Here is a 22,022-nt window from a genome sequence, read left to right as displayed (position 1 = left end):
CTCATATACCTCTATGGAGTAACTGACTCGCATGCTGGCGATGCAGAAGTCAACATATTACTTGTAATCCAATTCGCGATAATAACTGAGAGCATTTCAGCGCCCATTTTTATTCCCGCAAACTGCGCTATAAGGCGCATCGCCAAAAACGCGATGGTTCGACCCCAGCTAAGTGCAACGTACGCGTCTGGACAACCATTTTCTAGAATCTCCAGATTGTCTTGTAACATTGAAATGAAAGTGTTGAATATCAAGAGAGCAATGACTATGATCGCAACAAAAATGGGAATACTACCACCCAGCAACACGAGACCTGAGATTAACATCAGTACCAGAGAAACAAATCCACTGTTGTAGTCATCAAGAAAACTTCCATTCCTTCCCCCATCAATCATATAGCTCCCGGCCCCAGTCTCAGGATCGGTCAGGACATAACCACTTCCTCGCCACCCAGGCACAGTAATCGGTGCCTCATGAACAATCGCCTCATACCCAAACTGACTCACAGCCCGCTGAATATCCTCACGGGAAGCCTGACTGATACTGATCTCGGCCATCACTGTGTTGACATTGTTTTGGGTTACACGAAAAACCCGCTGCCCCTCGGCCTGGGCTATTGCAATGGCCGCAACCGCACTCACCCCCTCGACCGGCTCCTCTTCGGTGCTGAACTGTTGTTCGGGAACCACGTTCTCAAGGATGCTCTTGAGCATACCCAAGGGCCCGGCGGCCTCCGTGCGCTGACTGGCACTGCCATTGTGCTTGGTCAAGTGACTCGGCACATAGTCCAAGTCCATATGTATTCCACCTGCATCCAAGGCCATAGGCATACCGTAAACGTACCTAACCCAAGGCTGGTAGCCGTAGGTTCCCACACTCAGGTTGGTTCGATACTCAGCACCCATCTGTGCCGCCATCAGCCCTCCAAGCCCCTCTAGCTGGGCATGATAGGCCAATACACCGGCGTAGAACAGATCGCCCATCAAACGCTCGCGGTCGATCTCGTCGTACTGATCTTCGAGTTCGTTCTCCAGGATGTATTGCGCTTCCTCCGCACGTTGTTGCGCCGCCTCCAGCGCATGGGTAGAGACACTCCCCGCATTGGACATGATCGCCACGTAACTCCCTTTCGGCACCGGCGCATGAAAAGGTATCGCCCACTTGGTATTACCGGCCACCTGCTGGACCTCAAAGGCCAGCATGGTCTCCATGGTAAAGGCATTGACCGTGGTCGGGCCGGTCAGGATGATCTCGCCGTTGAGCTTGATCTCGGGGGTCAGGCTGATGGAATAGCCCGGCAGGGTCTGGGGGAGCTGGTCGAGGTCGGTGATCTCGCCTTCGGGGAGCATGGCCAGCAGGGCCTGTTCGTCGGCCTCTGTGGTCGGGCGGTAGGACATTGTCAGGCGGTGGTTGTTGACTTGCGCCCACGGCAGCACCACCCCGCCCTGGGGCTGGCCGGTCAGGTGGTCGACCTCGAACGTTACCCGCAGGGAGTTGCGCAACACATCGGGCAGGCTGGGCCAGCTTGGGCCCCGCAGCAGGATGCGATTGTCGGGACGCTCCGTCAGCTCATTGCGATCCTGGACGATGGCCTTGCGCCCACCGAGCACATCACCGGTGGTGGGGTCTTCCATCTGATCTTCGATGAAATCCTGCATGGCATTGGCCACTTGTTCCTGAGCGGCCTCGATCAGGCTGACATCCAGGTTCTGGACATAACCCAGATCCTCATCGACGGTGCCGCTGGCGGCAAAGTCGTCGACCAGTTGCTCCACATCCAGACCCGAAATCTCAATCGCATCCAGGCCCTGCAAGTAAACATACTGCTTGAAACTGGCATCCAGCGCCACCCAGGTGTCGGCCTCAACCATGTGGCGGCCACCGGAGGGAATGTAGTCGATCGCCGCTTCTACCCAGACATGGTCAAGTATCACGTTGGTGACCGAAGCGTTATTGCTGGAGCTCATGCCCACAGGAATGCCGCCGGAGCTGGCATGTTGCATGGCGGCGTTGACGTGGCTGAAGTTGCCCATCCAGTTGGTGAACTTCGGTGCCTCGACTTCGATCACGCCGTAGACGTAGCGGGCCGGGATGCCGGAGGCGCGCAGCAAAGCGATGAGCAGGCTGCTGGTGTCCTTGGCATTGCCGCGGCGCGCACCCAGGGTCAGTTCGGCATCCTGGGTCGCACCCCAGCCTGGCAGAAAGTCGATCTCGTTGCGCACGAAATGGTAGATGCGGATCGGATCGTGTTCGAGCTCGGCGGCCTTGGCCTCGATGGCCGGAGTGATGACGACTTCGGGCGTCTCGGCCAGGTACTCCGGGTTGGCCGCATCGCGCAAGGCAGCCAAACCCAGGCTCGCCTGGCGCACGGCATCCATCTGCAGCGGCCCGGGGGCTTCCTGGGCCATCAGGCTCAGCTCCTCTTCAGCACGCGGCACATTGTCCGGATCGGGCTCCATGACGGCAAAACTGGGGTTCTCGAAGTTGTTCTGCTTGTGCGTGGGCCGGGTCTGCATGTCGGCCAGCATGGCGGTCATGCCGTCCTGGTTGCGCTCGGCAACGTAGCCCATGAAGCGCTGGTGGCGCTCTTCATAGCGATCCAGGGCTTCATGATGGCGGGCAATAATCTCGGCCGGCACCTGGGCCTGCTCGAAGCGGTTCAACGTGGCCTGCCATTCGGCCCGGAAGAGCTGGTCGAGATCGTTCAGTTGCGCCTGCAAGGCCGACCAGTCCGGTGTGCGCGGCGCCTGGTTGAGACGCAGGCCCGCACCGGGCACCAGATCCTGCTTGAGCTGATCCAGAAAATGGCCAAACTTGCCGGCGGCACTGGCCGGGATCAGGCTGTCTTCCAGCATCTGCTGGCGGTCCTGCTGATCCTTGGACTGGTGAACGGCGGCGGCGGTGGGCGAGCCGTAGAGCATGAAGAAGGCCAGGGTGACGAACAGCAGTATCGGCACGGCCAGCAGGCGGCCTCGCAACAGATCGAACAACTGCCGGGAACCTCGGGCACGAACGGGGGTGGGGTAATCAAACATGACGCAGTCTCCGCTTCCGGCAGGCGGTCAGTAACAACAGGACAATCAGGAACCAGGCCGCCCACGGCGACAAGGGCACGGGGATGGGCGGCGGCCCGACCCCCGGGCCGCCCTGTGGTGCGGCTTGCAGCTCGATGGCCGGAACTTCCATTCCGTCGTAGCCCTCATCAGCGCTGGATGCCGGCCCGAACTCCAGCCAGGCGGTGATCGCCTGTTCGCGTTCTTCCGGCTGCAACTGGATCTGGACCGTGCGCTCATCCTCCCAGTCGTCCGGGCTGAACTCCAGTACTTGCGGGCTGATGGCAAAGTCAATGTCGTCCGACAGGCTCAATGGCAAGCTCACCGGATCGAACGGGCGGTTGAGCATGCGGACGGTAATCGTCGCAGTGGGCTGATCCTCATCGAATTCGGGCAAAGAAGTCGGGCTGACCTCGATGCCCGGCTGATCGATGTCGCGATTGATGATGCTGAGCGGCTCGGCTTCCAGCCCGTCATAGGCCAAATCGGCACTGGCCGCCTGGGCATGCAACCAGATGGTCTGGTCGCCATCGCGGATGTCATCGGGCAGCCCGGTAATTGTGACCAACTGCGCCTGGTCCCAGTTGTCGGCATCGAACTGCAGCTCGTCGAGATCCAGTTCGATTTCGTCGGGACGATCATGGCTGACGCTGACCGTCACCGGTGCCGCCGGGAGCGTCCCCAGGGCCAGGGCGAGGGTGGTCTGACTGCCGTCCTCGCTGACCTCGTCCGGGCCTTCCAGCCACATCAATACGGTCGGTGGTGCTCCGGCCAGTTCGAAGGCCGCGGTGCCCAGGACTTGCCAGTGCTGATCCTGCCAGGCTTCCAGCACGCACAGGTACTCACCGGCCTCCAGCTCACCGTCGAAATGGCGCTGGGTGAGCCGGCTTTCGGCCGGCGCCAGGTCCAGGTGATACTGGCGCAGGTCCGCATCGGATTCGGTGTCGAAGTGAACCAGTCGCGCCTGCACCGGCAACTGCTGCACGCCGGACAAGGACTGGTTGCGCACGGTGTCGGTACAGTAGGGCTGACCTTCCAGCCAGCCGACCGTTACCTGGCCGCTGATGGCGATCTGATCGAGCACTTCGAAACCGGTGCCGGCAGTGGCCAGCGGCGACGGGTTCTGGCCGCTGATCAGCGTGGCTTCGATGCGGTAGTCGCCTATCTCGCCTTCACTCAATTCCAGACTATGGTGACGCTGAACCTGTTGCCCGCCACTGATGTTGCCCAGCGGAATGCTGGCTGCATGCACTACATCGTTGTTCGGGGCAGTTACTTGCAACTCGATGCGTGCCTGGTTGATGCTGATGGCGCTGTGACGGTTCTGAGCATTTAGCTGCACACGCACCGTATCGTCGCGTCGGTAGGCGCTCTTGTCCGGCAAGATCGTCAGACCGGCCATCGGCAGGTCACCGTCCACGGCCAGGATCTCGAAGTCGGCCTGGGTCAGATCCACTGGCTGCCCATCGGGGCCAAGCAAAACGGCCTCGACCCGGTGTACTCCCTCAATCAGCGACAGGGGCAACCAGTCTGGTTCAACTGTCAAGGCCTCTTGCGGAGCAAGAACCGGCAGGGTTTGCCGGCCGATCTCGGAGATGAACTGGCCCTGGGCATCGACATGACGCCAGTGGACGCTGAACTCGGCCGGCAGCCGCCCCTGGTTGGAAACCGTTGTCGGCAAATCCAGCGGCTCGCCACGGAGCACCTCGTCGGGTTCGAGCTCAAGCTCGATCTGCCCGCTGGGAGCAATCGCCTGCCAGGGCAGCACGGCATGGTTGTTATTGTCGCGACACTCGTTGGCCGCCTGGTCGCGATTGATCCAGACATGCAACTCGCCGCTGTCCAGCTCAAGCGGCAGATCATCCACCCGGATGTCCACGAAACTGCCAGGATCCAGGCCGATCAACTGCTGCATGACCAATCGCTCACCACCGGCGGCCGGATCGCCGTCGAACAGCTCCAGGCGCGGGTGATCGTGCGGATTGACCAGGCCACCGCTGCCGATTCGCGCCTCAAGGGAAATATTGACCCCATCATCGATCAGGCGCACACGGCCCAGTGTGATATCAGGCAATGCAGATGGGTTCTCACCCTGGTAGGCCGCACGGAAAGTGTTATGGGTCAACCAGGAAGGCTTCTCCGTAAGGGGCACCGCGCCGTCATCCTCGATATGGTTGATCGAGTAATGATGCTGATTCCACAAACCGCGCGCCGCGGCCCATCGGCCATTGTCAGCCTCGTAGACACGAATGCCCGGCGTACCGGCTGGAAAGTCAGTGCGATTGTTGCCAGGCACCACGAAGTTGGCCTGTCCATCACCGGTAACATCGGCGATGACCGGATACTCGGAAATGGTGATCGAGGTGTTTCGAATGCGGAAGTACTCGACCCCGGTGGCGCCATCGAGCAGGCGGAAGTTGACCTCGTCCATATGCAGGATTTCCAGCCAGCCATTGCCGTTGATATCGGCAATCGAAACCGATACCCAGCCACTGGGATCCTCAATCGGGGCGGTCCAGAGCAGATCACCATTGTATCGGTAGACCTGCAGCACAGTATTCTGGGAAACCACGATCTCGGGCTGTCCATCGCGGGTCAGGTCAGCAATGGCGACATCACCGGCGTCATTGTCGGGCAGGTCGATGGGCCCCCAAAGGTCGGTTCCGTCATGGTTGAGTACGCGCAGGGTGCCGTCGATCACCATGACGATTTCGGCATAGTCATCCTCATCGAAGTTGCCGACGGCCACCATGCCGGAAGTCGATATACAGTGACCATCCCAATCACAGAACTCACTCCCGAGATCGTCACGGTGCCAGATGACGTTACCTAGCCGGTCATAGAGTGTGCGTCCCGCAAGAATCTGCTTGTCACCATCCAGATTGATGTCTGCCGCGAATGAGGACAGACCGTCGCCAATCGGAATCGGGTTCTCGCCAGCATGACCGCCAAGATGTCCACCGTGATCACGATCTCCTTCCCAAAGCATGCTGCCATCGATCCCTCGAAACACCCGCCTGCCATACACGATGTGAGCTTCGGCATCCCCCTCAAGATTGGTGATGCTGACGTAATCGCCAGCCCAGGCCCAGGGTGGAATGATCGGGCGCGGACGAGAAGGACCATCCAGCGGCTGTTTCCACAACAGACTGCCATCATGATTGACCGCCACCAGGTGGGAACGTGTTCTGGTGACCCCGACAATATTGATATATCCGTCCTTGTTGATATCGGCTGCGGCCAATTGTGTGTAGTGACTGAGATCGTGGTCGACTGCCCACAGCTCCCGACCATCATCGCCACTCAGCGCAACCAGGCGGGTTTGTGAAGGATTGGTGTCATTGCGCATGTCGCCGGCAACAAAAACGATATCGGGAATGTCATGCTGATCGATCACTCCGTCATCGTTGTCGTCAGTCAACTGAACCACCAGCGGGGTAGTGGCGACATTGGCGATTCTTTCATCTCCGGAATATTCGCTCCAGTTCCAGCGTTCTCTAATACCGTCACTGCTCAGAGGTGCGGGATCGATTCGACAACCTTCGGCAGTGCTGACCACGGGGTGCTCAAAGTTGAGTTGCATCACCTCCTGTTCGCTGTCTATCCAGACCTTGACTGGGGCATCACGGAAACCCACCTGGCCTTCAAGCGAAATAACCGCTGCCTTCTCTTCGCCAACTGTCAGCCCACCCGCTATGCGTGCGCTGCCGACCACCACATCCACTTCCGGGTCAAATTCATCATTATCGGCAGCATCGATGAATGCTTTTAACGAAAAACTCTTGTTCGTACTGGCCGTGCCACGATTGGCCACCGTAACCTCGACGGCCTGAGTGAGCTCGAACGAATCGGTGTCAGTGACGGTCAAGTCGATATCGGCAACGACCAGGTCGGGGAGATAAGCCTGCATTCGGATGGGCCGCAGCGGTATATCACCCAGTTCGCGCACGTCAAGTGGCGGCACCGCCACACTCAGACGCAGTGGATGAAAACCGGTCGCCTCGATTTCCAGCACGGCACTGTCGAAAGCCAGCTCATTGAAGGAAAACTCACCCGCGTCATCGGCGCGCCCAAAACGAACTTCATCACCATTCGTGATATGCAAATCTGCGCCATCAATGCCCTCACCATTGGCAGCGCTGACAACACGACCTCGTAAACCGGCACCCTCAGGGGTCGGACCATCATCGGGACGCAGAAACGGCGAGTAGTCGATCAAACCGCCAGCAGTCACCATGGTGTTCCACTCCGCTGAGTGGTACCCCGGAGCTGAGACCACGATTTGAACAGGACCGGGCTGTGGCAGCACCGTCTCGTACTCGCCGCCAACCTGGGACTGCAGGCTGGCCTGGTTGGCTCCGGCAACCTCGATGACCGCACCGTCCAATGGCTGGCCGGTGTCCTCGGCACCCACAACCCCCCGCAGTATTGCCCCGGTATGGTGGCCGGCACCCGGCGCAAGCGTCGGCGAGAAGTCCACAACCATGCCAGCCTCACCAAAAGCATCTGCACTACTTGCGTAATAGCCTTCGGCTTTGGCACGCAGTTCCAGGTCACCGGGAGGCACGGACAGCAACTGGTACCGTCCCTCGTCATTGGTCGTGGCCGCTACGCCACCCCCTTGCACCGTGGCACCGACAATCGGTTCACCACTTTCGGCGTCGCTGACCAGTCCGCGAACAACCAGGGTTTCGGAACCGCCGCCCATAAATAGTTGAATCTGGCCGACATCGTAAACCTGGTTGAAGGGGACGGTCAGTTCAGCTTCAAAGGGATCGTGGTCTGGATAGCTCAGCGAGAGCGTATAGGAACCGGCATCCAGCTCGTCGACTTCGAAGTGGCCATTGATATTGGTAGCGGTCTGACGCACGCCTGTCGAACTGGTCAGAGTCACGCCAACGGTAGCCATGGGACCACCGGTGTCGGCAGAAATGACCTGACCACGAAGCTCAGACAACCTGCCGGATGGAGGGGGTGGCTGGTCGGCCTGATGCAAGGCCAGCAGCGCCCAGGCAGTGGCAAAGGTATCTCCCGAGTAGCTGCCATCTGGCTGCTGCAAATCGACAAAGGCCTGCGTCGCGGCGTCAGTCTCGGCATCTCCAGGAGCGTCAACCAGAAGGAAGCGCAATGCTGCTGCGGATGCATGGGGCTCCCCCCACAGTGCATCACCTTCGCGCAATTGCACCAATGCCTGGCGGGAGAGGGAAAGCTGGGCAGAGAGCTCGTAATCGTGACGCAATGCATACAGGAAATGAGCGGCACGAGCCGTAATGAAGCTCGAAGGCTTGAGCGGCTGACCGGCATACCAGGCACCGTCTGCATGTTGCTGGTCGACCAGCCAGCCAAAAGCACCATTGAATGCAGACGCATGCACACCACGCTGATCAAGCAGCGCTTCCAGCACCGTCATTGTGGCGTGCAGATCTGCGCTGCCACCGAGATACTTGGCGAACCCCCCACCCGCAACCTGACGCGACAGGACCGCCTTTCGCCAGGTTTCAGTGGGTTGGCCCAGGAAGTAGCTGGCCAGCCAGGCATGGGCCAGCTCCTGGGTGGTCATGGCATCCAGGGTATAGTATTCGGCATTCAGCATCGAGGCCGCAATGGCTCCGTCAATTCGTTCACTCACCCCCAGGGCGGATACCGCCCGCAAGCTGGCAAGCTCATCACTGACAACCGGAGCGGGGTTGGCGTAGCCATTGGCATTCCGCTGCTGATCCAGCCACTGCGCGGCCTGATCCAGGGGTGATGCACCAACTGCCGTTGAAAGCAACAGGGCCGCGACAGCCAACCAGTTTTTTGTATTCATCGGATAGTTCTCGTTCAATCTTGTTCGAAGCGGTCATTGAACAGACGGTCTTCATCGCCGTCAGCCGGCTCAATATGGATGTCCACCTGCACTGTGTTGGATACTTCGCCATTACGTCTCAGGCGGTACTGGAACCAAGTCTTGCCCGAGAATCCCGCTGCTGGCGTAAAGCTGAAACTGCCATCGGCCTGCAGGCTCACGCTACCGTGCTCGCTGGGCATGGAGCCGACCAGCTCGGCAACAGCACCACTGGCGTCATCATTGTCGAGCACTCCCGGTGCAGGCACATCCAGATGCTCGTGACCCACTTGCCAGTAGGCATTCTCGCGCGCAACCAACGGTGGTCCGCTACCGAGAAATTCCAGCGTGACCAGCGCGCTAATGCCGTCGACATCAGCCAGGCCGTAGCGAAAGTACTGGGTGCTACGAACCTCGGAATCAGCCTGGTAGGTAAAACCGCCGTCGGCATCCAGGCTCAACTGTCCGTACTCCGGCGCCTCAAGCAACACGACCTGCTGACCGGCGACATGCATGTCGTTGGCCAATACCCCCTGGGACGCTGCTACCAGCAACTGCTGCCCTTCAACCAGATAGTGATCGTCCTGAAGTTCCGGCAATGGCGGATCACCCTCCTGAATGACCCGCATTTCGACTTCGGCCGCATCAACACCCCCCTTGCCATCACGCACCTGGTAACTCCAGGTCACGATCTGCGAGGGGCCGGATGGGGAATGGAAAACGAAAGAGCCATCGCTGGACAGATTCAACTCTCCAACTGACGGCGGACGAACCAGATAAGCCTGCAAGGGGTCGTCATCAAGATCATAATCATTGGCCAACACGCCTTCCTCAGCACCGACTGTCAGCGTTGAACCCGACGCCACCTCGTAGACATCGTCGACGGCCACGGGCGGTGAGTTGACATGGCGGACAACCAGGGTGACCTCCGCTTCCGCAGTCAATCCGGATTCATTGATTGCCCGATAGCGGAACCGATCCTCCCCATGGAAAGTCGCTTCGGGCACATAGACAAAGCTCCCGTCCGCCTCAAGCGTCAGCTCACCACGCTCGGGGGGAGTGGCCACGCCATCGACCCAGAAGTCCAGGCCATCCAGTTCCTCGTCGTTCGCAAGCACGCCGTGGGTGGGTGGTATAACCAGCGCCGTGTCCTGATAGCCACGATAAAGATCCGGCTCCAGTTGGAGGGGATGACGCACTCGGAATATCTGCAGCGTGACTTCCACCGGTGCAGACCAGCGTAAGCCGTTGCCAACCTGGTACCAGAAGCGATCCTGGCCGTGGAAATTCTGATCAGGCTGGTACTCGAAGCTGCCATTGGAGCTCAGCTGCAGGCTTCCATGACAGGGGCCACACTGACCGGAAGGCCTGTAACGTCTTACCCTGAGGTTCGTGGTGTCGACATTGGGGTCGCTGTCATTCTCCAGTACGCCCGGGGCCGGCACTGACAAGGTGCTGTTCTCGTCAAGCTGGTAGAAGTCAGGCTGCCCTACTGGCGGTGCATTGACTGTCAGGGTTACCGTGGCGGAATCATCCCGGCCGGTTCCATCATAGGCTTCATAGACAAATGTGTCGGTGCCGTTGAATCCGGCGTCGGGTGTGTAGCGGAAAGCGCCATCCATGTCGAGTACGATGCTGCCATGCTCCGGCGGCTCGATCAGACGCGCGCGAGTTGGCTCGGTATCGGGGTCGAAGCAGCCATAGCTCTCGAACTGCTTGTCGGGATCATGGTCGTTGCTGAGCACCCCATCCTCAGATGGTATGTCGGCAGTGGTATCCGGAAATACAAGATAGTGGTTGTCTTGTGAAACCGGGGGATCGGGAGTCGGAGCAACATCCACATAGATTTCACCACGGGTTCTGGCAATGCCATCGGTCACCCAGTATCTCAAGGCCCCGGAATCACCGCAGAAGTTGTTGCGTGTCTCAATCGACAGTTCACCATCCTGCTGCAGACAGACCCGAATGCTACCCCGTGGCCTGACCCAGCTACTGCTGGGCGACCTAACCCAGGTTTCACATATCGGATAGTTGCCGGTTCGCGAATAGATCCAGACCTCACCACCATCAGGATCGTGGGCCCCATCCAGTGGATTGGGCAATGCGCCATAGTCGTAGAGCGTATCCTCCACCAGGTCCAGATGCAGCGAGGTGGTGACTGGTGGGCTGTTGGTCGTAAGCGTGACGGTCGCTGTATCCCAGGCATCTCCGGCACTCTGAGTCGCTCGATAGACAAAGCTGTCCTGACCGACAAAGCCGGCATCGGGCTGATAGGTGAATGAGCCGTCGGTGCGCAGATCCAGCTCCCCATGTTCGGGCCCGGACTCCAGAGTGACCACCAGGTTGCCGTACAACAGGTCGCGGGAGTCGTTGCGCAGCACACCTCGCGAGGTGCTGACTTCCAGAGTCTCGCCCGGGGTCAGGCCATAGCTGTCATCGCGCGCGTTAACACCCTGATTGACTGGCTCAAAGCTGACATTGACAGTGGCCTCATTGCTGATGTGACTGCCATTGAAGGCCACGTAGCGGAAACTCAGGTTGCCCCTGAAGCTGGATGACGGCGTGATCTCAAAAGTGCCGTCATCGTTGAGATCCACCGAGCCCGCGTTAGAGGGATTCAGGCTGCCCGGCACGAACGAGGCTTCCATGGGCAAGTCATTGGGCTCGAAATCGTTATCGAGCACACTGTCTTCGTACACCAGCGCTTCGCCCTGCTGCCCGACAATGCCGTCAATGCTCTGTGCGATCGGAACACTTGTTGTACCAACAGCAAAGGTCACCGAAGCCACATTGGAATCGGCTTGTCCCGTGGTCGCCACATACTCCAGATAGTCAATCCCCTGAAAGCCAGGGTCGGGCTGGTAGATCAAATCGCCATCTGTCGCAAGAGTCGCCACGCCATGCTCTGGCTCGCGCACCAACACTGTCGTCAGATCATGATTCTGTGGCTGATGATAGTCGTTGTCCAGAACACCGGGGGCAGCTACTTCGAGTGTCTCGTCCACGGCGAGGAAGTAGACATCGTTCAGCGCCATCGGGCCGGGGGTCACCTCGATGGTCACAATCGCCTGCCCCTCCAGACCTTCGGGATCGCGGGCAGCATAGACGAAATCATCGACGCCGAGAAAGCCCGTGTCAGGCAGGTATCGGATGGCGCCATCCTCATCCAGTTCGAGCTGGCCATGCCGAGGCGGCTCAACCAGGTGGGCTGTCAGCGGGTCGTCATGGATATCGCTATCGTTGGATAGAACTCCTTCATCGGCCATCACCTCCAGTTCGGTCTGATAATCAGCGATGAAGTCCAGTGGGCGTGCGATGGGTTCGTGATTGACTCGGGCAATATTGATCAAGACCGTAGCTGGATCGGAAACGCCCCCGGCATAGACCAGGCGATAGGAGAATGTCACCTCGCCATAAAAGTACTCCACCGGGTCGAATACAAAGCTGCCATCGGCCTGCAGCTGCAGGCTACCACTGGATGGCCCCTGAACCAGCTCGACGGTGACATCATGGCCATTCAGTTCATCGTTGGCCAACACACCCCACTCCGGCGCTACGGCCAGAATCTCTCCCTCGGTCGACGAGTAGTTGTCATCGACGGCGACTGGTTCGCCGGCCACCGTAATACTGACCGTGGCCGTATCACTCAGCCCCTCTGGATCCACCGCCCGATAGGTAAAGCTCACTGCACCCATGAAACCACTCGGCGGGTCATAGGTGAAACTGCCATTGGAATACAAGCTCAGATCACCTTCAGAGGGCGGCTCCTTGAGATCAGCAATCAGTTCATCGCCATCGGGATCATGGTCGTTAGCCAGAACCCCCGGCGGCTCGACAAGCAAGGATTGATCAATGCTGGTTACATACTGGACATCTTCGGCAATGGGCGGGCGGTTCGGGGGAGTGACATGGATGGAAACCGTCGCCTGATTGGAAACCATACCGTCCGAGTGAACACGATAGTGGAAACGGTCACTACCATGAAATCCGGCAGCCGGTTGATAGACAAAACTGCCGTCCGACTCCAGTTGCAGACTGCCATTGAGCACATCGGAAACCAGTTCCAGCTCGTCCACACCCAACGGCAAATGGTCGTTCTGGATCACGCCCTCGGCTGCATCCACAACCAGCTCTGTATCTTGCTCAATAGAATACTGGTTGTCACGCGCGATCGGCTCCTCGCCCGGCTCCTCGATTTGCAGCTCGACTTCGACTGATTCTTCTGTCTGGTAGCCATGCACATCGATGGCGCGAACGCGAATCACATGAGGGCCCGGCACAAAACCTTCTATCGCCCAGTCCATTTCAAATGGGGGACTCTGCCGGCTGCCGAGCAGTTGCTCGCCCACATGGAATCGAACCTGTGTCAGTGGATGCACGGAACTGACCTGGGCGCGTATCAATGTATCTTCGGTAAGGATCTGTCCACTTGTCGGATCAAGAATGGTAACTTCCGGCCACGGCGCCTGGAACTGGATGACCTGTGGCAGATTGACGACGACGCTATCGCCACCCGGCCCACGGAATTCCACGTATACCTGCTTTTCTCCTGATTCAGAGCTGAGCACGAACTGCGTCGATTCGGCGTAAGGCTGAAAATCGATCCCCTGAAACCCAGGATCCTCTGACAAGCGCATGTCGACTGCGTGACGACACTGCAACAGCAACTCGATCTCGGGGTTGGTACGCTGGTAGAGCCCACCAGCCAGCTCGACCTGGCAGCCACCCATGGGCGGACCATCAAGGAATGGCTCGAAAAGAACACCGTCGCTGACAGCATCACCGAGCCCATCTGGATTGAGTACAGAGTGGTTGGGGCCGCTGGCATCGCCCCACCAGTTGTATCGGGCATCAACCTCTGCGCTTGGGGTGAGGCTTCGAACGGCATAGTCAACCTGCCCCCCGAAGTCTGAGTCACGGATCACCGGCATGGCCAGCCCCTCAACCTGGACACCAACATGATTGTCCAGCAGAACAAGATTGGTCAGCTCAGCACCCGAACCATCAGTGAGCCACAGGCCCAGTTGATTGTCCTGCAAGGTTAGCGAGCTCAGATCAAAATCATGCACCAACGGACCCAGGGCAATGGCCGCGTAGCGCAAGGTCAGACCGAACAACTCAAGGGCATCCTCCTCCGCTTCGGGGTCAAGTTCCACGCCACGCCAGAACCCTGGCCATGGAACAGGGTCACCAGCGCTTGCCGTTCCGCCATGCTCCGGATCGTTCAGCCCTGTCAGGACTGCTCCTTCGTCAGCAACCAGTCGCCCCTCAACGACAAGTCCTGCATCAGCACCAAACTGCACTACCACACCGTCACCTATTGCCAGGCTGCCGCGATCAGCCAAGCCGATGACCGGCAACAGGGCCAACAGCACGCCCAGGACCGGCAAGAATGACCTTCTCCCCAAAGTCATCATGGCGACACCTCAACCTCCGCGCTGGTACGCGGCTCCAGCCCGCTGCCGCTGGCCGTGATCTGCGCGTGACCAATGCCCACGGCTTCGATGCCGACCCAGCCACTTCTATTGCCTGAGCTGATCGTGGCCGTTTGATCGAGCAGACCCAACACCGACGGAAAGTTGCTGCTCAAATCGAACACGAAAGGCTCTTCGACCTGGTACGAAAGCGACGACTGGCTCTCATCGACTCGCAGGCGCAAGCGATAGGTTTGTTGGCTACCCTCGCTCATGCTGGTTGATAGATTGGTGAACTGTATCCGCGGCCGATAAGTCGTCACCGGAATCGAGCTCGCTGGCAAATGCCCGGCGGCACTGGCCGACAATGTGGTTGCACCGGTTCCGGTACCGGTCAACGGTACGCTCACTTGATGACTGCCGGCACCGAGCGTGATGGTCTCCGGGGTGCTGCACACCTCGACAGCGCTGCAAGTCAGGCTGATAGTGACATCCTCAGCGGTTGCGCTATTGCTACCATCCGCCTGTCTCCGCACCCAAAGATACCCGCTGGTGGAGGTCATGCCCTCACCGGCCACGGCTTCGCTGCGCGAAAATCGCAGTTCGGGGAGAACCACGGTTTGGACGCCGGATTGCTGGTCAAGCAGACCCGGGATTTCAGCCGATACCCGGTAGCTTCCTGCCATGCTGGGTGTACCAACGTAGATCCAGTCCGAACGGTTGCTGTCGGCGGCAAAGCTGATCTGGGTAATCAACTCTCCTTCAGAAGCACTGTTCCAGATACCGTCGATCAATCCGACTGGATCATCCCCTACTATGGACAGGGCGACAGTGCTCGTCTCCGCCATTCTGGAACTCAGGCGATTGCTCGATGTACCTCCGGGAACCTCCCACCGCAAGCGCAATGAATCACGTGCACTGCCGACGCTGCGAGTCCCGGCCAGGTTGTCGAAGCGAACCTGCGGATCGACGACTTCGATGCCGGCCGGTTCGGCCGGTTCATGGCCTGCAGCGCTGGCAAGAACCGTTGTCACACCAACCCCCGTTCCAGTCACGGGAATCCAGACCCGACTCTGGCCGGCCGGAATGGTGACGGTCGCCGGCACCTGGCATATGTCGGTGTCCTCGCAACTCAGGTGAACCTCAATCGACTCGATGCCATCGAACAAACTACCGTCGACCATGCGCCGGATCTCAAGTACTCCGGGAGCGCTCACCAGTCCGCGCCCAGCCACCATGGAAGCACGATTGAAGGAAAGCTCCGGAGGCAGCACGGTCTGCTCGGCTGAGACCGAATCGACCAATCCGTCGATATGCGCGCGCACCCGATAGACCCCCGCCTGATCCGGCGTTCCTACATAGAACCAGCTTGAGCGATGGTCGCCGGAGGGAAAGGTCAGCGACTCGATCGGCTGTCCGCCGTCACTTGTACTCCAGAGGCCATCAATCAAGCCCTCTGGCTCGTCCTCGACAATGGACAGCTCCACTTCGCTGGTCTCTGCCATGGTCGACCATGAGTAGTTGCTGGATGTACCCCCAGGAACATACCAGCGCATGCGTGCCGAGTCGCGCGCGCTGCCAACGCTGCGTATGCCGGCCAGGCTCTGGATGCGAAGCTCGGGGTCTACCACGGAAATCTGGGCCGGTTCGGCATCCTGGTAATCAGGTGCAACAGCGGTCAGATTGGTTTGCCCCAAGCCCGTTCCGGTTACTGGCACCTGGGTCCGGCTCTGATGGGCCTGGATGGTTACAGTTGTCGGTGCCTGACAGATCGTTTCATCTTGACATGCCAGGTCCACTTCCAGCGGCTCGGCGCCGTCGAATGCACTGCCGTCGACTTGGCGTTCAATCTGCAACACCCACGGATAGCTGACCAGCCCACGACCGGTCACCATGGATGATCGCGTAAAGGCCAATTCCGGTGTCTGAACGAACTGTTCGCTAGAGACCGATTCGACCAGCCCATCGATGGCAGCGCGCACACGGTAGCTGCCATCGGTCGCGGGAGTGCCGACGTAGAACCTTCCAGTTCGATTGGTTCCGGCTGATATCTCGAATGCGGTGATCTGCTGACCACCACTGCTCTGATCCCAAATGCCGTCGATCAACCCGGCCGGTTCATCTTCCACGATTGAAAGCTGCACCGTGGACGTCTCTGCCATCGTCGAATGCTGCGAATTGCTTGAAGTGCCATCAGGCACATACCAGCGAAGTCGAACCGAGTCCCTGGCACTGCCGACACTGCGTGTTCCCGACAACTCCTGGATACGCAGCTCAGGATCGACCACCGTTACTTCCGCTTCAGTGCCGACCGCCAGCATCTCGCTATCAACGTCCAATAGGCTCTGGCCCACCCCCAGGCCATGCAAGCTCACCCGGGTCGACAAGTCCCCCTGAGCCACGACTACCGTATCCTGGAGCTCACAAATGGCGGGTTCGGCACAGACAATGGGCAATTCGAAATCCTCGAAAGGTCGAAACTGCTCATCGCCCGACCAAAGCGACGCGTTGAGTACCGAGGGATGGCTGATAAGGCCGCGACCAACAGTCATGGACGTGCGTGAGAAGCGCACTTCCAGCGCCTCGGTCACACGTACCGGGTAGACACGAGGCTGACTGCCCTCAAAGGACAGCTCCAGTTCGGTCTCACCCATCTCCGCCCCGGTCATCGACAGCGATTCGGTGGCCTGAATCTGGCCTGGCGGGATGATCAACGTTTCGGTACTGAGTTCAACCTGATCTGGATTGGTGACGGACACGCTGATCTCCAGCCCACCAGCAGGGGCTGGATCAGACAGACGCACTCCATAATTGCGACTGACCCCTAGCGGCAGCCATGGATCGGTATCCGGGTCCAGTGCCAGACTCAGCTCCGCGACCGTCACCTGCATCTGGCCTTCGACAAAGTCATCGGCACTGGCGGTGATCATCACTTCACCTGTTTCCAGCCCGCTGATTTCAAACTCGGCATCAGTAGCCCCGGCATCCACAAAGACGGAATCCGGCAGCTCAACCACTCCGGGATCAGATGCCGACAAACTGACAGCCAGACCCACCTCCGGCGCAGGGTGAGAAAGACTCAGTGGCACGGTCCGGCTGGTTCCAGGGGAGGCAAAGATCGCCAATGGAAGCTGGATGCTTGGCGGAATGACATCGACAGGCGTCGAGACAGCCACATACCCGTCGGCCGACAGGGTGAGCATGGCGCTGCCTTGCGCAAGCCCAGAAACTCCGAAGCTATCGCTCTCTCCGCCTTCAGGAATAAACAATTGCTCTGGTGTGTCGAGTATTCCTTCCGGCTCCGACGTAACCGTCACAGGCAACCCGCCGGTTCCGGCAACCTCGGATAGCGAGGCATGAAACAGCACGCTTTCGCCGATACCAATACTGGGAGACTGGGGCTCCAGGTCCAGAGAGGGAGGCTCGACGACTTCAACCATTGCACTGGTCAATCCCAGAGAGGAATGACTCGCAGATACCTGTGACTCTCCCGGAGCCATCGCTTCGATCAGAAAGGTGGCCTGAGACTGTCCGGATTCGAATTCGACTGTATCTGGCACCCATGCAACACCTGGCACTGAACTGACCAGATCAAGCTCCAGGCCTTCAGCATCGGCAGGCTGTGGTATCACCACCTCCAGCTCGGCGACCACACCGGTAGTCAAGGTTAACGACTCGGGCAACAATGCATAGGCGGACCGGCCCACCCGAATTTCGCCTTCCTTCAGCACATAGGGAATGCCGCGCAGTGCCCAGACCACGTCATCAACAATCTGCCCCGGCGGAACGCGGATACCATCAATGGTGTTGCCGCTGGCCGTCAATCCTTTTCCGTGCGGCGATGCGGCCAGATCCAGATCTATCGCTGCACCAGAGTTACTCTCCAAGTGCACGTGATTGATCTGCGGTGAACCACCCAGAATCTGAATGCCATGGCCATGCCGGACATGAACATGCTCAAGTAGAGTTGCCGACATCTGAGCACCAGGTGTTATCACGACGCTGCCCCAGTCACCGGCACCTGGCGATTTGCCTTCAATCTTGCGCAGACTGACGAACTGCACCGGATCGTTCACTGTTCCCTGGGCATGCAAGGCCCCGGAAACGACTTCCAGCGAGACTCCATGGTCGAAAGCCACGATCACTCCCGGATCCACACGCAATTGCGCGCTTTCCTTTACCTGCAACGATGAGCTGACGATTACCGGGGAGTCCGCCAAAGTCCAGTGCGCGTCATCGACAATCAATCCGCCGACAGTCAGCGCATGCAATGAACTGCTCAAAGTCAGCGCAAGCGCTGCAATCAGAACAGGAAGTGACGAGGTAACTGATGACGACAGCGAATTCGAAATCGCTTTGTCATTAACACGCTTGGCATTTGCAACCTGACGACGGAAGACATACCGCCGCAATACTCCGACCCTAAAGCACATGGTCCCCACCACAAACTAAAAATCTCCCAACACCCAAGTGCCCAAAAGCACTGGATGCGTACAACGTGGATTGGTGGGGTAGCTAACTAACTGACTAAATGCCTGCCTGCGCGACCTTTCCCTCCCTCGGCCACGAGCTTTCCACCAACACCATCCCCCCGGATAGCAAACGGAATACTACCCAAGACCGTGATGGAGTGCAAGTTTCCTGGGTGGAAAAAGGAAAAAAGTCCCGCTATCGCATCAAAGCCAATCAGCCCAACATCACCCTATTTTTCGGACTCGTGATGATCTTTCAGCAGGTCCGGGCGACGGCGGCGGGTGCGGTCAAGGGATTGTTGGTGGCGCCAGTCGGCGATGCGGGCGTGATCGCCGCTGAGCAGGACTTCCGGCACGCTCTGGCCGCGCCAGGTTTCGGGGCGGGTATAGTGCGGGCAGTCCAGGAGGCCGTCGGCGAACGAGTCTTCCACGGCGGATTGGTCATGGCCCAGCACCCCGGGAAGTTGACGGACCACGGCGTCGATCATGACCGCGGCGGCCGGTTCGCCTCCGGAAAGCACATAGTCGCCGATCGACCATTCTTCGTCGATCAGCATTTGAAGGACGCGTTCGTCGATGCCTTCGTAGCGGCCGCAGACCATGATCAGGCGCTGATAGTCGACCAGCTCCATTACTCCGGACTGGTCCAGGCGCCGGCCCTGGGGGCTGAGGGCCACGACCCGGGCTGGTGGGCCGTCTTCTTTTGCCGACTCGATGGCGCGGGCCAGCGGTTCGGGTCGCATGACCATGCCGGGACCGCCACCATAGGGGCGGTCATCGACACTTCGATGTACACCGCTGGCGTAATCGCGGGGGTTCCAGCAGCGGAGGTCGACCCGACCCTCGGCCAGGGCCCGCCCGGTCAGCCCGAGCGCCTTGAGTCCGTCGATCCACTCGGGGAACAGGGTAATGACGTCGATGCGCTCAAGACGCATCGTCGATCCACTCCAGGGGCCAGTCGACCACGATCCTACTCTGGTCGAGATCGACCTCCCGCACGAATTCATCGATGACGAAGGGGATGAGGATCGTATCGCGGGTTCCGCCACGGACATCGAGCACATCGTGAGCGCCGGTTTCGATCAGGGCGGCCACCTGGCCAAAGTGGTGCTGCTGGAGGTTGTAGACCTCCAGCCCGATCAGGTCATGCCAGTAGTAGTGTCCGGGAGTGGACTCGGGCAACTCGGAGCGGGCCACCCGGATGTTCGAGCGACCCAGGGCCGCGGCCTGTTCCGGCGTGGAGATACCGCTTAGGCGCGCGACCAGCCTGGGACCGGCCTTGCGCCAGTCCTCGACCACCACTTCAGTGCCGTCTTCGGCCAGCCAGGGGCCGTAGTCGAAGATGGCGGCCGGGGGCCGGGTATGGGAGAAGACTCGCACCCAGCCCTGTACGCCCCACGGTCCGTTGAAGCGGCCGACGACGACCGGCTCCGACGACCGCGGGCCGTCCATTACGCAGCCTGCTGGGCCTTGCGCGCCTCGATCACCAGCTTGCTGACGCGCTCGGAAACCTGCGCGCCCTGCTTGACCCAGTGGTCGACGCGATCGGTATCCAGGCGCAGGCGCTCATCCTGACCACGAGCGACCGGGTTGAAGAACCCCAGACGTTCGATGTTGCGGCCGTCGCGCGAGTTGCGGCTGTCGGTCACCACGATGTGATAGAAGGGCTGCTTCTTGGCGCCACCCCGGCTGAGACGAATCTTGACCATGTTCTCTCCTGAAAATGAGCCCCGAAGCCACTTCGGCCCCGGCACTGCTGAAACTTGCTGAATCGGCAAACCCGCAATTTTACCTGACTCTGTCAATGAAGGGAAGAGGCGGAAAGGCGCCTCAGAACGGCATGCCGCCACCGCCGGGCAGTCCGCCACCGGGCAGGCGCTTCATCATTTTTGCCATGGCGCCCTTGGAGCCGACCTTCTTCATCATTTTCTGCATCTGCTTGTGCTGCTTGAGCAGCCGGTTGACGTCCTGGATCGGCAAGCCGGCACCGGCGGCAATGCGGCGCTTGCGCGAGCCCTTGATGATGTCGGGATAGCGTCGCTCCTGCGGTGTCATCGAATTGATGATGGCGACCATGCGCCGGGTCTGGCGGTCATCGACCTTCGACTTGACCGCATCGGGCAGATTGCCCATGCCCGGCAGCTTGTCCATCAGCGACCCCATGCCGCCAAGATTCTCCATCTGCATGAGCTGGTCACGAAAATCGTCGAGCCCGAAACGCCGGCTGGCCTTGCCGACCTTGCCGGCGAGCTTTCTCGCCTTCTTCTGGTCGACCTTGCGCTCGACTTCCTCGACCAGACTGAGCACATCGCCCATGCCCAGTATGCGCGAGGCCAATCGGTCGGGGTGAAACGGTTCGAGCCCGTCGACCTTCTCGCCAGTGCCCAGAAACTTGATCGGCGCGCCGGTGATCTGGCGAACCGAGAGCGCTGCACCGCCGCGGGCGTCGCCATCGGTCTTGGTCAACACGACGCCGGTCAGCGGCAGGGCTTCATGGAAGGCCTTGGCGGTATTGGCGGCATCCTGACCGGTCATGGCATCGACCACGAACAGCACTTCTGCCGGGTCGACTTCGCCGTGGACCCGGCGAATTTCGTCCATCATGGCCTCGTCGACGGCCAGGCGGCCGGCGGTATCGAGAATCAGGACATCGGCGAACTGGGTACGGGCATGATCCCTGGCATCGCGGGCGATGGCCACGGCATCGTCGCTGTGCTCGGAACGGTAGAAGTCGGCATTGACCTGCCCGGCCAGGGTCTCGAGCTGGTCGATGGCCGCCGGGCGGTAGATATCGCAACTGGCCATGAGGACTTTCTTGCCGTGGCGCTCGTGCAGCAGTCGGGCAAGTTTGCCGGCGGTGGTGGTCTTGCCCGCGCCCTGCAGGCCGGCGAGCAGAATGACCACCGGCGCCTGACGCTCCAGGTTCAGCGGCGACTGCTGCTCGCCCAGCACCCGCTTGAGCTCCTCGTGCACAATCTTGACCAGCGCCTGGCCGGGCTTGAGGCTGGCGCTGACTTCCTGGCCAACGGCGCGCTCGCGAACCTGGGCGATGAAGTCCTTGACCACGGGCAGGGCCACGTCGGCCTCGAGCAGCGCGACGCGAACCTCTCTGAGTGCTTCGCGGATGTTGTCCTCGGACAGGCGTCCGCGCCCCTTGAGGCGGTCGAGTGTTCCGGTCAGGCGTTTACTGAGTTGATCGAACATGAGAATGCTTCTTACGAATCGTCCTTGAGACATTATACTGGGACGGAGTTTC

8 protein-coding genes are annotated in these 22,022 nt (G+C 59.7%); all 8 read right to left on the bottom strand.

Features of this window, described 5'->3' with window-relative positions; genetic code table 11:
* Window positions 1-11: 11 nt before the first annotated feature.
* On the bottom strand, window positions 12-3,035 hold the full coding sequence (locus tag IC757_RS04955; protein ID WP_190976266.1) for a transglutaminase-like domain-containing protein: 3,024 nt from the start codon (window positions 3,033-3,035) through the stop codon (window positions 12-14).
* On the bottom strand, window positions 3,028-8,862 hold the full coding sequence (locus IC757_RS04950; RefSeq protein WP_190976265.1) for a carboxypeptidase regulatory-like domain-containing protein: 5,835 nt from the start codon (window positions 8,860-8,862) through the stop codon (window positions 3,028-3,030). The genes IC757_RS04955 and IC757_RS04950 overlap by 8 nt, the downstream gene beginning before the upstream one ends.
* Window positions 8,863-8,876: 14 nt before the next feature.
* Window positions 8,877-14,270 carry an Ig-like domain-containing protein gene (locus IC757_RS04945; RefSeq protein WP_190976264.1) on the bottom strand — a complete coding sequence of 1,798 codons (5,394 nt, stop codon included), beginning with the start codon at window positions 14,268-14,270 and terminating at the stop codon, window positions 8,877-8,879.
* A 23-nt stretch (window positions 14,271-14,293) separates the two neighbouring features.
* A complete protein-coding gene (locus IC757_RS04940; RefSeq protein WP_190976263.1) occupies window positions 14,294-18,577 on the bottom strand; it encodes a hypothetical protein in 4,284 nt (1,427 codons plus the stop codon).
* 419 nt (window positions 18,578-18,996) lie between these two features.
* The gene (trmD, locus tag IC757_RS04935) at window positions 18,997-19,701 is read right to left on the bottom strand and encodes a tRNA (guanosine(37)-N1)-methyltransferase TrmD (protein WP_190976262.1); all 705 of its coding nucleotides are present in this window, start codon (window positions 19,699-19,701) and stop codon (window positions 18,997-18,999) included.
* Window positions 19,691-20,218, bottom strand: coding sequence for a ribosome maturation factor RimM (gene rimM, locus IC757_RS04930; RefSeq protein ID WP_190976261.1), 528 nt, complete (start codon window positions 20,216-20,218; stop codon window positions 19,691-19,693). Before rimM ends, trmD begins: the two co-directional genes overlap by 11 nt.
* Window positions 20,218-20,475, bottom strand: coding sequence for a 30S ribosomal protein S16 (gene rpsP / locus IC757_RS04925; RefSeq protein ID WP_190976260.1), 258 nt, complete (start codon window positions 20,473-20,475; stop codon window positions 20,218-20,220). Before rpsP ends, rimM begins: the two co-directional genes overlap by 1 nt.
* Before the next feature lie 121 nt (window positions 20,476-20,596).
* Complete coding sequence (ffh, locus tag IC757_RS04920; protein WP_190976259.1) at window positions 20,597-21,970, bottom strand: signal recognition particle protein; 1,374 nt, start codon at window positions 21,968-21,970, stop codon at window positions 20,597-20,599.
* Window positions 21,971-22,022 lie beyond the last annotated feature (52 nt).

Source organism: Wenzhouxiangella sp. AB-CW3, from assembly GCF_014725735.1.
Lineage (GTDB): Bacteria > Pseudomonadota > Gammaproteobacteria > Xanthomonadales > Wenzhouxiangellaceae > Wenzhouxiangella.
Note: the sequence above shows the minus strand (reverse complement) of the source record. Positions and strands in the feature narration are given on the sequence as shown.

What these genes read in the sequence shown, in the direction of transcription:
- IC757_RS04955 (WP_190976266.1), bottom strand. Translation starts at nt 3,035, where the DNA reads ATGTTTGATTACCCCACCCCCGTTCGTGCCCGAGGTTCCCGGCAGTTG.
- IC757_RS04950 (WP_190976265.1), bottom strand. Translation starts at nt 8,862, where the DNA reads ATGAATACAAAAAACTGGTTGGCTGTCGCGGCCCTGTTGCTTTCAACG.
- trmD (WP_190976262.1), bottom strand. Translation starts at nt 19,701, where the DNA reads ATGCGTCTTGAGCGCATCGACGTCATTACCCTGTTCCCCGAGTGGATC.
- rimM (WP_190976261.1), bottom strand. Translation starts at nt 20,218, where the DNA reads ATGGACGGCCCGCGGTCGTCGGAGCCGGTCGTCGTCGGCCGCTTCAAC.
- rpsP (WP_190976260.1), bottom strand. Translation starts at nt 20,475, where the DNA reads ATGGTCAAGATTCGTCTCAGCCGGGGTGGCGCCAAGAAGCAGCCCTTC.
- ffh (WP_190976259.1), bottom strand. Translation starts at nt 21,970, where the DNA reads ATGTTCGATCAACTCAGTAAACGCCTGACCGGAACACTCGACCGCCTC.